Here is a 14133-nt window from a genome sequence, read left to right on the forward strand (position 1 = left end):
GATCGCGATGCTGTGCGGTCCGTAGACGAGTAGACGAGTGGCTTACGGCGTGAGCGACTCCACCTGTTGACCGATACTCACCGATACTCACCGACTCGAGGAACCCCAGCCGCGCGTCGACTGGGGTTCCTCTCTCTGTCCAGCTTCTCCGGAGCGGGTCAGTCCTTGCGGATGCTGAGCAGGTCGCCGGGCTGGCAGTTCAGTTCGCGGCAGATCGCGGTGAGGGTGGAGAAGCGGATCGCCCTTGCCCGGTCGTTCTTCAGGATGGAGAGGTTGACCACCGTCACCCCGACCCTGGCCGCCAGTTCGGACAGCGTCATGCCGCGCTCGGCCAGCAGCCGGTCCAGGTGGACCTGGACCCTGTGTTCCTCTTCTGGCGGCATCAGACCAGCCCCTCGGTGTCGGCGCGAAGCTTCGTACCACGCCGGAAGACCTCTCCCAGGGCCAGGATGAGGAGGGCCAGCAGGACGTACTCGCCGGTGAAGGTGGCCGAGAAGGGGATCTGTTCGGCCATGGGGGCACCGCTCACCAGAATCTGCGTGGTGAACGCCAGCAGTACCGGGGCGAGGGTCGTCTGCACCAGCACCGTGAGTCCTACGACGCTCAGGCGTCGGGCATTCATCGGTACGAAGACATCGCCGCCGCGCAGGGTCCTGGCCATCTGAAGGAGGACGGCCAGGATGAGGAGCAGGAGCAGGCCGTCTATGGTCTGCGGCAGGGCGAGCAGCAGACGCTGACCCAGGTCGGGGCTGGCGAAGACGAGGTCGGCCTGGTGGGTGCCGGTGAGGGCCATGCCGTGTCCCGCCACCGCGTCGGTGACGGTGTCCGCTACCCGGGTCGTGGTCGCGGCCTCGATCTCACGGGTGTTCATCGGATCGATGAGACCGACCACTCCGAGGGCCGGGATCAGCACTTGGAAGACGCCGACCAGCACGACTGCCAGGCTTAGAGCCGCCTCCAGCAGTCGGCTGTCGCTGCCGCTCCACCAGGACTTCGTACCCATGATTCTCCCTGCCCATCGCCGCACGCATATCGTTTATCGATGCTATCGATAAACGATATGCGTGCTGTCAAGGAGGTCCTCCTGCTCCGGCGAACCGAGCCCGTTCACCTTGAAGTTGCTGGTCGTAACCGCTGGTGGCGTGCCGGGCGAGAAGGCGCAGCTGGCCGGTTGGGCCTGGGCTGAGGGCCTTGTCCGACCCGTGAATCGGCGGGAATCATGACCGGGTGCAGCACCGAGAGGAACTCCAGGGACTACACGCGCGCGCATTCACCGGGGTGTCGAAGGTGCCATGCATCGGATGAAAATGATCAAAAAGGCAGCTCTATGGGCGGGCCGGATTCGCACTACTCAGCAAGATGATCCTGCTCCACTCCAGTAACCAAGCGGCCGCAGGCTCGGGGATCAGCCGCGGTCGAGCCGCGGCAGCGACGCACAGAGGTGCTCTGGCAATTCCGGCAGGACTTTGTGGATCCCGGCGCACCCCGCATCTCCGTTCGTGGCGACCGGCCGCCAGCCCGAGGACTCGGCCCGGTAGAACCAGCGCTGGGAGACGCCAGAGGAGGAACACCCGTCGCCGGCGTCACCGCACGCCGGCCCCATCCGGGTCGACAGGTCCAGCACCAGCCACGTCTCGTCGCAGCCGCGTTCCTCCCAGCTCGTGTGCTTGGGGATGTCCGTGTCGTTGACGGCCTGCCCGTACGAGGACGAGGTGCAACGCGGCGGCGTGGGGTCGCAGCCGTTCTCACCGCACTGCCGCAGGGCGGGTGGCGTGGCACCGACGGGGGTGTACACATCCATGCTGTTCACCATGACCCAGCGCGAGCCCAGGGGCTCGCCCAACTTCACCGTCGCTTTCACCCGCCGCGTGCCGGTGCAGCCGGAGTCCTGGTCCAGGGAACGCGTCTCGAACGTGACCCTCACGTACACCGTGCCGTGCTCGACGGTCTCCAGCTCACCGCGCAGGCCGCGCACACAGTCGCGTGCCCCGTCAGGCACTTCGGCACCGACCACCAGAGACCGGCCACCGCCGGCGGCACGGACACCGTCGATCCGAATCGGAGCGGCGATCGTCCAGGCGGAGGCCGTGGCCTCACCTGTCGTCGTCTCCTCATCGGTCCCGGCGGCCTGGGAACCGCAGCCGACGAGGACCATCAGGGCCGCGCCGAGCACGGCAGCCCGTATCCCCGTCCCCCGCTGCCACATGCCCTGCCCCCATCCGCCGAAGAACGGCAGCCTAGCGCGCCCCTGGGTGTCCCTCACCGTCCTCCTCCCGGACCGCCTGTAGGGCAGCAGATTCAGGCCGAGCACGTCGTCTACGGCGTGGAAGGTGGTGCATCAGTGACCCGCCGTGACGGCTCCCCAAGATCAACGCCAGATCCGCCCTTCATCGACATACTCAGGGGACTTCACGCCGGACGGCGGCACCGCCGATGGTCATCTTCGTCAACCTCCAGGACACCGGGCACGACTATCCGGACGGCACCGAGTTCGACGCCCAACAGGGGATAGAGCCGGAGACAATTCAACGGGCAGGGTTCTGGGGCGTCGTGGGCAACCTCTGGCAGGTCGCGGTCTGCGTGGCCGTCCTCGCGGTCCTGGCATACCAGGCGATCAAGCCGCGGGCGGAGGGACAACGCCGCGAGGCCCGCCCTCGGGAGCCTTCACTGCGCCAGAAGGTGGCCAACTGGCCAGGCTACGCCGTTGTGGTCGCCATCCCCGTGGGCATCCTGAGCTGGATCGCAATGATCGCGGAGCCGACCCCCCTAGAGAATCTGGCCACCAAAACCCTACGGGCCTTCGATATCACGACCGGCGTCGGCCTTGAGGCCGCTGATGAACGCCGAGAAGGTGCCGGCCGGGAGAGAGATCGTGCCCTGCGCCGGGGTCTTGGAGTCGCGTATCGCGACTCGCGTCTGGAGGTTGACTATCTCGACGCAGTTGTTGCCGTCACCGCTGCCTGAGTAAGACGACTTCCGCCAGTTGTCGGGGGTAATCACGGTGCGCCTCACAATTCCTTCGCCAGCTTGTGGATGAAGTCACGCGATCTCTCGGGGTCGAGCGACACGGCCTCCACTTTACGGAAGAGCGTTCGAAAAGCGCCGAGCTGGGCCTCGGAGTCGATGAAGCCAGCACCCTGAGGCCCGTCGCGTACCGCCGTATCCAGCTTCGGCACGACACCACCCACGTACATCATCGAGTTTGTGGCCCCGGCAAAGCCGTCCAGGTCGAAAGGAATCACCCGCACCGCGACATGGTCCGCTTCGCTCAGTTCGAGGACGCGGGCGAGTTGAGTCCGCGTCGCGGTGCGGTCGCCGACCCTGATGCGCAGTGCCGCTTCGTGAATCACCGCTTCATACGGGACAACGGCCGGGCCCTCGATGATCACCTTGCGTGCCATTCGGTGACGAACCCTCCGCTCGAGGTCGGCGTCGGGCAGCTCGGGGACTCGGTACGAGAAGACAGCACGGGCGTAGGCCTCAGTCTGGAAAAGGCCGGGGATGTGCAAGAACTCCACGTCCAGCCGAAACGTGCAGTGGTGTTCCAACTCGGCAAGGTCCAGGAACGTATTGGGGAGCTTGCCTCGGTACTCCTCCCACCAGCCCCGGGACCGATCGGTCGCCATGGCCACGAGAGCCTCAATCAACTCGGCATCGGCGCAGGAATAGTTGGCCGCAACGCGTCGCACAGTGTCTTCACTCACGCCCCCGACCCCGGACTCGATCTGGCTGAGCCGTGCCGCATCGGTTCCGAGCAACGCAGCAGCCTCGCGCCCCGAGAGCCCCGCCGCGTCGCGCAGTTTCAGTAGTTCTGCACCCAGTCGCGCCTGCCGCGCGGTGGGCTCCCGTCTCCGCGGCACGAACGCCTCCCTGCCTCAGCAACCTTGGAACGGTGACCCGTTAGACGTCAGATTACGACAACGACTTGCAGCGTTCCAACATTGGTACCTACTGTCGGTATCGCCACGCACACGCTGCGAGATCGGCCGGATCCCGGAAGCGCACCGCTCCGTCATGCCATGACGGCTGCGGCACTGCCACCACCGGCCCTTCCGCAGAGGTCGCCAGCTCCCCTTACTTCGACAGGAGTTCCGTCATGCCCGAAAACGAACCCTGGGAGTACTCCCTCTGCATCCCGAACGACCCACGCGCCGTCACCGTCTGTCGCCGCACCGTTCGCCTGATCCTCACGATGCACGGCTTGATCCGCCTCACCGACACCGCCGAACTCCTCGCGGCGGAGCTGATCTCCAACGCCGTACGCCACACCAAGGGACCTGCCGCCCTGCGCCTGCGATGGCGCGACGGCGTGCTGCGTATCGGCGCCTGGGACGCTGATCCCCAGCCACCGGAACCGCCATCAAAACTCGACGACTTGACCGACGCGGAGGAAGGCCGCGGCCTCGCACTGGTCCGCGCCTGCGCCGACGTCTGGGGGTGGCAGCCGCTGACCAGGAACGGCAACCGAGGGAAATGCGTATGGTGCGAACTCGTTGCCGCGTAGGTCACGCATCCATGTCCGGATCGTGAGCCACAACCCTCTGGCCTGTACGTAACCACGCCGGCCGATGGACGGCCCGAGTTCAGCAGCCGTCGGCCTGCGCCACGTTGGGAACAATCTTGCACACCAGTTGCGTGAACTCTTTGGAAGGGAGCCACGACGTGGCTCCGAGTCATCAGCAGCCAAGGGCTCGGGCAGCAGCTTTCAGATATTGCGGGAGGAGAAGCTCCAGCGCCTTCTGTCGAGCCGTTGCGTCGACCGGGTGGGACGCCTCGATCATGATGGAGTACCTCTTGGTGCTCCGGCCGGCTGCATCTGTCGGATAGCCCGTGCACTCTGTCACACCGACAATCCGGGAATCCCACGCCATGACCGAATCATCAGCGTTCGTCTGCCCAAGCTCGTCGGCGGGAACACCGAGATAATTCAGGGCGATATCCTTCGCTCCCAGCGCATCCGGATACCGCTGGCCCGTGATGTCGACCGCGGTATCGTCGTCGATCAACACCGCACACCGCTGAGTATCGTCGGGGCCTGTCAGCGACTCGCCAGCATCGATGGACTTCCCGGGTGGCAGGAGCGGCTGCACGAGCTTGGGTGCGACGGATATACCGCATACCTTGTCGGGGACGGCATACTCGCGTGTCTCTTCGCCCGCACTGCAGGACGCCACGAGTGCCGCGGCAGAGACGACCGCCATCACTCCCAATGCCGTTGGCACGTTCCTTCGGTACTCACCCATGCCGCGAATCCTCCCACTGAGATCCCTCAGAGTGGCTCGCTCCAGCCTGGGTAATAGCCGCCCTCCGCAGATCGCCGATCGTGTCCTGATTCAACTGGCTGTTTGTTGTCGCTCGATCGACGGCCGCTGCTGCCGCGTCCTGGGTACTTTCCCGGCCTGCGGTGTACTCGAGTCCTGCCTCGTACCGGGCCTCCGTGGTGGTGTCCCGCTGAATGCTCGCCATGACGCTGCTTTGGATGTCTTCGACAACCCATCCAGTGACGTCTCCAACGACTGGCACCCTGATAGCCCCGGTCGCCAAACCAAGACCACGGCCCACCCACTTGTTGGCGGTCTCAGCCGACTCGTTGAATTCTGCGTCGCTGGCTCGGTGAGTATCGAAAACTGCCTCCGCGCGGGCCTCACTCATGATGCCCGCCACGATGGAACCAGGTGCGACAGCCTGCTTGACCCGTTCGGCGTCGCCCACGGTGGAGCTCGAGTCACCGTTAACCACGTTGTCAACGATCCCACTGGTGTAAGCCTGTTGAGATCCCGTGATAGCGGCATACGCCTCCGGGTCCTGGCCCACTGCGGCGAGGAAAGGTTCCGTAGCGGACGCCTGCAACCCGGCCGATGCGCCTGACACGGGCAAGTCATCATGTCCGGAGACAGCTCTCTGGACATCACCCATGTATTCAGCGGCGATATTGCCGAGGCTGTCGCGGGCCGCCTCGTACGGGGCACCGTCTTCGCCATTGAGGAGTTCGGGACCTCCCTGACCACCGAACTTGTCAACGATCTGGCGGGTCAGACTGGCCTGGTCTTCCGTGTGCGGGACGGAGACGGCGTTGGGGTCGCCATCCCAGGGGCGGCCGGTGGTGGCGGCCTCGAGGGCATGGCCGAGGGCGTCGGGGAAGTCGTTCGCGGACTTCTGGGCGGCGTCGGGGTCGTGGCCGGTGATGTCGGGGAAGGACTCGTAGTCCTCGTTGACGAGGAAGTCCAGGTAGCTGTCGGTGTCGCCAATCTCGGAGAGAGTGCCCGTGTGAGCGCCGTCCTTGGCGTACGCCTCCATAGGTGGGGTGAAGTAGTCGGTGGCGGCTTCGGGACTGTGACCGAGGGCTTCGAGGACGCTGTTCATGGGGTCGAAGCCTGCGCCATTCTTGCCAGAAGGGTTGAAGCCGTACTGGGGGTCGCCGATGTCGTACTTCGTGTTGGCGAAGAAGTACGGGTCCTTGGCATGGAGTTGGGTGACGTGCTCGGCGACAGGCGTCAGGAACGTGGAGTCGTAATTGCCGTAGCGGAGGATGCCGCCCAGAAGCTGGTAGCCGTAGGGGCCCTCGCGCATGCCGTTGTCGTAGAGCTGGATGTGCTGGGTGCCGAGTTTGCGCAAGTCGGCGGACCACTTCTCGGACAGGTGAGGTTTGCTGTCCGGGTCGGTTGCAGTGGCCAGGGTGTGGCCCATGCCGCGCTGCATCTCCCGGAGCAGGGCCTTGCGCCCGTCGCTGGCATCGGCTGTCTGCAGGGCCAGCTGACCGTACATCTGCAGAGCGCCCTCCTGACCGACCTGCTGATAGAAGCGGGTGGCGAAGACCGGGTCGTTCTGGTTGGCCTTCATCAGGTGGTTGAGCTCGGAGAGCTCGGTGTCAGTGAGCTTGTCACCCTTCCTCAGCAGCTCGGCGGCATGTGTGGCGTCGGCTTCGTCGAGGGAGGTGACGACCTTCGAGTTGAAGTCGGCCTTGTTTCCGCCGAGGTCGCGGCGCAGGGCCCAGCAGGCGGTCTCGTCGGCGTCGGCTGCGCGCTGGAGGACGCGTTCGATACGGCGAGCAAAGGCCTCGCAGGCCTCGTGCTGTTCTCGGATCAGGGCCTGGCCGTCGGGATCGTGCCGGGCGCCGACGTCCTGGGAGAGATCGTTGCGCGGGCTGACGACGCCAGTAGCGCTCACGACGAGGTCCTGCTTCTTGGCCTCGACATCAGCGAGGTGGTGGAGGTCGTCCTTCGCCCTTTTCAGCTCGGCGTGCAGCGTCGAGAGGACACCGGCGATACCCCGCGCTTCCTTCTGGGCGTCCTCGAACTCCTGGTGGGCGGCGCGTACGTCGTTGTCTGCTTTGGCCGCCGTCAGAACCGGCTGCGTCCAGCCGGCCTGCTGGAAGGGGCGCGCGACGTGGTCGCCGTAGGCGGTATGCAGCCCCTTGAACTTGGTGACGGTCTCCTGCCAGCGTTCAGCTGCGGTTTTGAGGTTGCTGAGGCTGAGGTGATACAGCTGCTCGTACGTCGGCATGGGCTCGGCAAGTCCCCCGTGGAGTGGCGAGTTTGGTCAAGCTGTCGCGGCGGTGGTGGAGGTCCTAGTTCAGCCGAAGTCACTTGCCAGAGAGTTCATGTTCTGCGTGTTCGCCGCCTCGGTGCGCTGATACAGCATTCCCGTACCGCCGCACTGGCTGGCGAGGCTGTCGCACTTGCCCGCGAGTGCGGAGACCTGAGCTGACCAGGTCTCAGCCAGGTTGGTGAGCGCACCGCCCAGCCCGCCGTCCCAGTTGCCGGTGCCGAAGTCCCGGGAAGCCGATCGCGTCTCGTCCACCGGATGAGCGCCGACGGTTCGCGTCCGCCCCGCGACCTCCCGCGCGCCGGTGCTCGCACGATTGAGTGCCGCTGGATCCTCGATTTCCGTTCCGACTGACACGCACTGTCCCCCATGCCTTTTACGTTCCGTTTGGGAGGAAAAGTATCGACAATTGACGCGAGCACGTCGATAGTCCCTTAGTGTATCCCGGCTACTCAACGGAGTTGAGTGTGGCTTCTACGCACAATCTGTGGTCAACGCGTACAGCCGCCCTCCATCCCACACCGACGCACGGTGGAAATCGTCAGCAGAGGTCACACCACGACCGAAGATGCGATCACTAGCCTTGGTGGGCTACAAGCAGGAAGTCACGGAGCGGCCGGAAATGCAGTGGCAAGTCGTCATGGTATCCGTCATGTTGCACGGCCTGAGTCGGGGCTGCTTGCCCGCTGATCGGACAACTGAAAGTTGGGCCTCGGCCGACCACGGCCCATGGGGAACTCAACCAGCCCACTACCGGAATCAGCTTCGGAACTGACGGTGGCGCCATGACGGACACGTTAGCCGCCTACTTGCGCAGCAAACGACTCCGCGTGTGTGGGCACCGACGCCACCAATGCGATCCACGACCCGTCCGCAAACTCCAGCTCGAACCGGCCGCGCTGGAAAACACCCTTGGGCTTCGCACGTACTCCGAGGACAGCAGACCGTGGGGCCTCCCACTGAAGTTCGTACGCCCGATCCGTCTGCCAGAGTTTTGCGCGGTCCGCGAGGACCAGCACCCGGCGTTCGGTGAACACGACCGCCAGCGTCGTGGCGGGCAGACGTGCGGCCGTGTAGTGCGTCACCAAGAACTGCCCTGCCTGGCTCTCCCAGCCGCCGTGCATGCCCCCGCCGTGGGCTCCCCGGGCGAGGGCATCCTCGACCGTCTGTTCAGCGCCTTCCACCGTCCGCTCGAACCGAGTGACGGCCTTCGGTTCGCTCGGCCGCAGGAACCTCTGCACTGCCCCGGGCAGGCGGGACTTGAGCCGGCGCTCCAGCTCTGACTCCCTAGGCGGCTGCCGTAGCCATACCGGCCGCTCCGGCACACCGGGAGCCGTCTCGCATTCACATACCGCGAGTAGCCGCTCTCCCGGTTGAAGATGCGGTTGGACCTGGTCACGGCAGTCCTCGTTCATCCTGCGTTCCCTCTGATCAGATGAGTGGTCAGCCGAAGGGATTGTCCCAATATCGAGGTTCCACCGTCCGTCGATCATTGTCGGACGGATTGGCGATGCCCGACTCCTCACGAGCGGACGTGCTGGGGTTTCGGTTACCCGCCAGCCGGTCGTCGACTTCTTCGGCAGCGATGCCCGCGGCCCCTTCCACACCCTCCTGAGCAGTCTGCCCGACAGGGTCACCGGTGAGACCGGCCGCGCCGAGCGCGGCCTTTCCAACGGTCTTCACAGTCCGATGGGCAGCGAAGGCTGTCAGTCCATCGGCGGTTTTCAAGTCACCGACGTGCTTCCAGGTCCACGGCTTGGCCGTGCTGAACCTGTTCGTCTTTGCGAGCGCCTTGAGGGCCTTCATGGCATCCGCGATCTTCCTCAGCGTCTGGGCGAGCCGTGCCACCAGGCTAGCGATTCGGGTGGCGGCCAAAGCACCTTCGGCGGCGGCCGCTGCTGCCCCGGCTGCTGCGGAAATACCTGCTGTCAGCGCGGCGAAGGCCGCGGAAGCAGCAAGGGTAATCAGGGCCCATTCGATCAGCTCTCGGATGATCGTCTCGACCATGTCCTGGATCACACGACATTCTTCGGCCGCTTCACGAAGCAACTCAGCCGTGGCGTCCATGTCCGCGGCCTCAGCCTCGAACTCCGCCTCCAAGTCGACGAGTTCCTCCATGAACCGGCGTGCCGCGTCACCGGACCACTCATGAGCGAGATCCGCGCGGTCACGGCGCTGGTCGGCGATGAGATCGCGGAGCTCATCAGCTTGCTTGTTCCAGAGGTCGGCCGCGCTTTGCAGACCCTCGGGATCGCCCGTGACGAATTCGAGTTGCTCGGCCAACGGTTCCACCACCGGGCGCATCAGCTCGTCCAGCAGCCCGCTGAGCGGGCTCATCCAGTCATTGACCTTGCTGTAGGCATCGACCGCCGCGCCTGCCGGCCCACTCACTGCGCCCACCTGGCCTCGGCCGCGATGGTACGAAGCTGGTCCGCAGTGTGGTCCTCTGCCTCCTGGTACGAGCGGGCAGTCCGCTCGATGAGTTCGGAGATCTGGTCCTGCTGCTCTGCGGCGAAGTCGAGGTTCTCCAGCGTGGCCTCGACGCGCTCGCGGTAGTCCTCGCCGGTCTCCTCGGACTCCTGGAGCTTGCCGAAGGCACCCGCGCTAGGAGAATGCGTACCCAGCACTCGGCGTATCTCCCGCAACCGGCGGGCGCGGTCCTGAGCTGTCTTCGAGAATCGCGTCAACGCTTTCTGCGTGACGGCGTACTGCTGCGCCATGCATCCCCCATGCACCGTCGTGCTCAGATCAAGGACTCACAACCCTACATAGGCCGCATTGGCCACCACCGCCGCACCCCACGTGTAGATGCGGTGGCGGTGAGGATCAGGCGGATTACTGCCCGCTTGTGGCAGCCTGGCGCAAACGCTCCACAGGGGCACGAGAGATCTGCGTGAAACGGGGGGGCATCCGCAGAGCCGATCGAGACGGCCACCATCGCGCCACCGACCCTGAATGGGAGATCCGCAGACGCCTCCTCGGCAACCACAAGAACTTCGCTGCCGAACAGTTCGCCGCCATGTGGAACGCCCTACAACTCTCCCCACCAGGGCCCGAGCCGCCGGACGATCCTACGGGCGCTGGACGGTCATCAGCACTTCACCGCCGGGCTTCGCGACGACGCCCCCGCGGTCCAGGCCGCCTGCAAACCAGACACCGTCCTCCAACTGCCTCGACCTCGGTCGGCGCCGGCGCCAGGTCCGGGCAGACATGATCCCAGACCATTCCTTGTCGCCTGCATCGGCACCAAGCCCAACCCGTACCCCAGTTCCGCGGCTCACCTGCGTGCCTTGGTCACGAGTCACGACACAGTGCTGCCAGGGGAACGATCGCAGCATAGGTTCGATGCTCCGCAGCCAGCGCAGCTTCCTTGCCGGCCCGGAGAGCAAGAACGCGGTGGGGATCAGAAGGAACGAAGCAGTCCCCTCGACGAGTTGCGCGTCGGTTTCGACCGTGCGGGCCACGATCAGCAAGGCGATCCAGCCCACGGCTCGGAACAGGAGATTGACGAGGGCTCTTCTGCGAACGCGCTCGTGCATCAGCCGGGTTCCCGGGTCGTCGAACGCACACTTGACCACGGGGACGGGGACGTCCGTCTTCACGCGCACTACTCCTGGTCGTCGGTTGTACATGTGAGGTTGATGGCCCCGAAAGAGCCCTCAGGTCTCGGTGCCGTCTAACCTCACGCTTTCACCAAGTGGGGTGTCCGAGGCTTGATCAAATAAGCGGAGAGCGCTCCTGACCTGCAACGATGGGACTTGTCTAGGGTCCTGTTGGCTGCACGGAAAGAAGCACTCTCCAGGTGAAGAAGCGTATCGGGTCGTACCCGCACGTCCGCATCGAGGGCGGCGGCCGGGCGGTGGTCTCACAGGCCGGGGGCGTGCTGCTGGTCGAGACCGTCCGCAAGGCCGGTTTGGACACCGCGATATCAGCGGCGCTGACGCCGTGGCGGAAGGCTCGAGCGGTGCACGACCCGGGCAAGACCCTGCTGGACATGGCCCTGGCGGTCGCGCTGGGCGGGGACTGCCTCGCGGATGTCGCCATGCTGCGGGCCGAGCCGGCCGTGTTCGGGCCGGTGGCCTCCGACCCGACGGTCTCCCGCCTCATCGACGCCCTCGCAGCCTCCGGGGAGAAGGCCCTGCAGGCCATCCGTGCCGCGCGGGCTGAAGTCCGCCGACATGTCTGGCGGTTGGCCGACCGGAAAGCCCCTGATGCGGGCGGGACGGTGACCGTGGACCTCGACGGTGTGCTGGTGATCGCGCACTCGGACAAGGAGGACGCCGCACCCACGTGGAAGCGAACCTACGGCCACCACCCGCTGATGGGGTTCGTCGACCACGGAAGCGGCGGCACGGGTGAACCGGTCGCCGCCCTGCTCAGACCGGGCAACGCGGGATCGAACACGGCCACCGACCACATCACCGCCGCCCAACTGGCCCTGGCCCAGCTGCCGAAGAAGTACCGGCGCGGGCGCCGGACCCTGATCCGCACCGACTCCGCGGGCGGTACTCACGACTTCGTCGCCTGGCTCGCTCAGCGGGGACGGTGGCTGTCCTACTCGGTCGGCATGGTGATCACCGAGCAGGTCCACCAGCAGGTGCTGAAGGTTCCGGCATCGGCCTGGACGGCGGCCGTCGAGGCGGACGGCGAGATCCGCGACGGCGCCTGGGTCGCTGAACTCACCGGCGACGTTCTGGACGGCTGGCCCAAGGGCATGCGGCTGATCGTCAGGAAGGAACGACCGCACCCCGGGGCCCAGTTGCGGCTCACGGATGCGGACGGCATGCGGCTGACCTGTTTCGCCACCAACACCTCGGGCCGACCGATCGCGGAACTCGAGCTCCGTCACCGGCTGCGGGCCCGGGCCGAGGACCGCATCCGCGCCGCCCGAACCACCGGCCTGCGCAACCTGCCCCTGCACCGCACGGCCCAGAACCGGATATGGCTGGAGATCGTGCAGATCGCTCTCGACCTGCTGGCCTGGATGCCGATGCTCGCCCTGACCGGCAAAACCAGACTCTGGGAGCCCCGCCGACTACGGCTCCGCCTGTTCACCGCGGCCGGACAGCTCGTGACCACCGGCCGTCGGCGAATCCTCCGCCTGGCCCGGCACTGGCCCTGGACCGATCACATCACCGCAGCCCTCGACCGGCTCACCCAACTGCCCGACCCAGGCTGACCACCACGTTCCCCGTCCCTTCGGCAGCACCTCAACACCCGGAGCAGTGGAATCCGGCGCCATCCCGAGGCGACACTCGGGTCTTCGGCCTCCACAGCCTCAGCCCACAACACGAAAACGGTCCACCGACTCCGATCGTGCCCCTTGTCGTGGTGTAGCCGATCAACTGGTGGGCTTGTTCGTGGTGTTGGGGAGTGCGGGGGCGCTTTCGGGGAGCTCTGGGTAGAGCTTGTCCATGCTGCCTTCGGGGAGATAGCGGCGGGGAAAGGCGATCCATTCGTCGTGCATCTCGCAGAGCACGGCGGTCGTCAGCCGTTCCAGGGCGGGCGGGTTGGGGAAGACCTGGACGACGTCGGTTCGACGCTTGATCTCCCGGTTGATCCGTTCCAGCGGGTTGGTGGACTGGATCTTCTTCCAGTGCCGGGGCGGGAAGTCAGCGAACGCGGTCAGGTCCTCCTTCGCGTCCAGGAGCATGGTCCTGACCTTGGGAAACTGGCTCCCGAGCATGTCGGCGACGGTGTCGAGCTGGGTGCGCACGAGGTCCGCGGTGGGCTGGGTGAAGATCGTGCGGATCGTCGCGGCGACCATCTCGCCGGACTCCTTGTCGATCACGCCGAAGACATTGCGCAGGAAATGAACCCTGCACCTCTGCCAGGCGGCTCCGAGCATCACCTTGCGGACTGCGGCGACCAGGCCGGAGTGGTTGTCGGTGATGACGAGGCGGACGCCACTGAGCCCGCGTTCACGCAGGGAGCGCAGGAACTCCTTCCAGAACACCTCGGTCTCACTGTCGCCGACCATCAGCCCGAGGACCTCGCGTCCGCCGTCCTCGGTGATACCGGTGGCGATCACGACGGCCTGGGAGACGATCCGGTGGTCGACCCGCACCTTGCAGTAGGTCGCGTCCAGGTAGACGTAGGGGAAGCGGGTGTGGTCCAGGGGCCGGGTGCGGAAGACGGTCAGAGGCTCGTCCAGGGCCGCGCAGATCCGCGAGACCTCGGACTTGGAGATGCCGGTGTCGCCGCCCAGCGCTTTGACCAGGTCGTCCACGCTGCGGGTGGAGACCCCGTGCACGTATGCCTCCATGATGACGGCGTAGAGGGCCTGGTCGATGCGGCGCCGCCGTTCCAGCAGGCTCGGGAAGAAGCTGCCGGTGCGGACCTTGGGGATCTCCAGGTCCAGGTCGCCGGCCAGCGTGGTCAGCACCTTGTCGCGGTGCCCGTTGCGCAGGGCCGTCCGCGAGGCGGTGTGCTCGTTCCACTCCGCGCCGATGTGCGCGGTGGCTTCGGCCTCGATCAGCTCTTGCAGCATCCGCTCGGCCACGCTGCGGACGAGTTCGATTCCGTCCGACGAGCGTAGTGACTCCAGCAGCCGTATCAGGTCAGACTGAGACAGGGCCATCGTGCACT

At 65.9% G+C, this 14133-nt stretch carries 15 protein-coding genes; 2 read left to right on the forward strand and 13 right to left on the reverse strand.

Going from position 1 to position 14133, the window contains the following annotated elements; all coding sequences use genetic code 11:
* Positions 1–158: 158 nt before the first annotated feature.
* From OG828_RS14760 to OG828_RS14780, 5 genes are all read right to left on the reverse strand, one after another.
* Positions 159–383 carry a helix-turn-helix domain-containing protein gene (locus OG828_RS14760; RefSeq protein WP_328438212.1) on the reverse strand — a complete coding sequence of 75 codons (225 nt, stop codon included), beginning with the start codon at positions 381–383 and terminating at the stop codon, positions 159–161.
* A complete protein-coding gene (locus tag OG828_RS14765) occupies positions 383–1003 on the reverse strand; it encodes a DUF2975 domain-containing protein (protein WP_328501385.1) in 621 nt (206 codons plus the stop codon). Before OG828_RS14765 ends, OG828_RS14760 begins: the two co-directional genes overlap by 1 nt.
* Before the next feature lie 402 nt (positions 1004–1405).
* Entirely contained in the window at positions 1406–2263 is an 858-nt protein-coding gene (locus tag OG828_RS14770; protein ID WP_328501386.1) for a hypothetical protein, read from the reverse strand.
* A 527-nt stretch (positions 2264–2790) separates the two neighbouring features.
* Positions 2791–3012 carry a DUF397 domain-containing protein gene (locus OG828_RS14775; protein WP_328501387.1) on the reverse strand — a complete coding sequence of 74 codons (222 nt, stop codon included), beginning with the start codon at positions 3010–3012 and terminating at the stop codon, positions 2791–2793.
* Entirely contained in the window at positions 3009–3860 is an 852-nt protein-coding gene (locus OG828_RS14780) for a helix-turn-helix domain-containing protein (RefSeq protein WP_328501388.1), read from the reverse strand. Before OG828_RS14780 ends, OG828_RS14775 begins: the two co-directional genes overlap by 4 nt.
* 236 nt (positions 3861–4096) lie before the next feature.
* Between OG828_RS14780 and OG828_RS14785 the strand changes: the two genes are divergently transcribed.
* A complete protein-coding gene (locus tag OG828_RS14785) occupies positions 4097–4504 on the forward strand; it encodes an ATP-binding protein (protein ID WP_328501389.1) in 408 nt (135 codons plus the stop codon).
* 172 nt (positions 4505–4676) lie between these two features.
* Here the strand turns inward: OG828_RS14785 and OG828_RS14790 are convergent, their stop codons facing one another.
* The 7 genes from OG828_RS14790 to OG828_RS14820 form a co-directional block, all read right to left on the reverse strand.
* Entirely contained in the window at positions 4677–5243 is a 567-nt protein-coding gene (locus OG828_RS14790; protein ID WP_328501390.1) for a hypothetical protein, read from the reverse strand.
* The gene (locus tag OG828_RS14795) at positions 5236–7503 is read right to left on the reverse strand and encodes a DUF6571 family protein (RefSeq protein WP_328501391.1); all 2268 of its coding nucleotides are present in this window, start codon (positions 7501–7503) and stop codon (positions 5236–5238) included. Before OG828_RS14795 ends, OG828_RS14790 begins: the two co-directional genes overlap by 8 nt.
* A gap of 69 nt (positions 7504–7572) precedes the next feature.
* Positions 7573–7800, reverse strand: coding sequence for a hypothetical protein (locus OG828_RS14800; protein WP_328501392.1), 228 nt, complete (start codon positions 7798–7800; stop codon positions 7573–7575).
* 542 nt (positions 7801–8342) lie between these two features.
* Positions 8343–8960 carry a hypothetical protein gene (locus OG828_RS14805; RefSeq protein WP_328501393.1) on the reverse strand — a complete coding sequence of 206 codons (618 nt, stop codon included), beginning with the start codon at positions 8958–8960 and terminating at the stop codon, positions 8343–8345.
* A gap of 28 nt (positions 8961–8988) precedes the next feature.
* Positions 8989–9936: a WXG100 family type VII secretion target gene (locus OG828_RS14810; protein ID WP_328355656.1), complete on the reverse strand. Its 948-nt coding sequence runs from the start codon at positions 9934–9936 to the stop codon at positions 8989–8991.
* Positions 9933–10265 carry a hypothetical protein gene (locus OG828_RS14815; protein ID WP_328501394.1) on the reverse strand — a complete coding sequence of 111 codons (333 nt, stop codon included), beginning with the start codon at positions 10263–10265 and terminating at the stop codon, positions 9933–9935. The genes OG828_RS14810 and OG828_RS14815 overlap by 4 nt, the downstream gene beginning before the upstream one ends.
* A gap of 351 nt (positions 10266–10616) precedes the next feature.
* The gene (locus OG828_RS14820; protein WP_328501395.1) at positions 10617–11147 is read right to left on the reverse strand and encodes a hypothetical protein; all 531 of its coding nucleotides are present in this window, start codon (positions 11145–11147) and stop codon (positions 10617–10619) included.
* 200 nt (positions 11148–11347) lie between these two features.
* On the opposite strand from OG828_RS14820, the gene OG828_RS14825 reads away from it, so the two are divergent.
* Positions 11348–12724: an IS1380 family transposase gene (locus OG828_RS14825; RefSeq protein ID WP_328501396.1), complete on the forward strand. Its 1377-nt coding sequence runs from the start codon at positions 11348–11350 to the stop codon at positions 12722–12724.
* Positions 12725–12886: 162 nt separating this feature from the next.
* On the opposite strand, the gene OG828_RS14830 is transcribed toward OG828_RS14825, so the two are convergent.
* Positions 12887–14125 (reverse strand): IS256 family transposase, encoded by a 1239-nt coding sequence (locus OG828_RS14830; protein WP_328436333.1) that lies wholly within the window; start codon positions 14123–14125, stop codon positions 12887–12889.
* Positions 14126–14133 lie beyond the last annotated feature (8 nt).

Source organism: Streptomyces sp. NBC_00457 (genome assembly GCF_036014015.1).
Classification (GTDB): domain Bacteria; phylum Actinomycetota; class Actinomycetes; order Streptomycetales; family Streptomycetaceae; genus Streptomyces.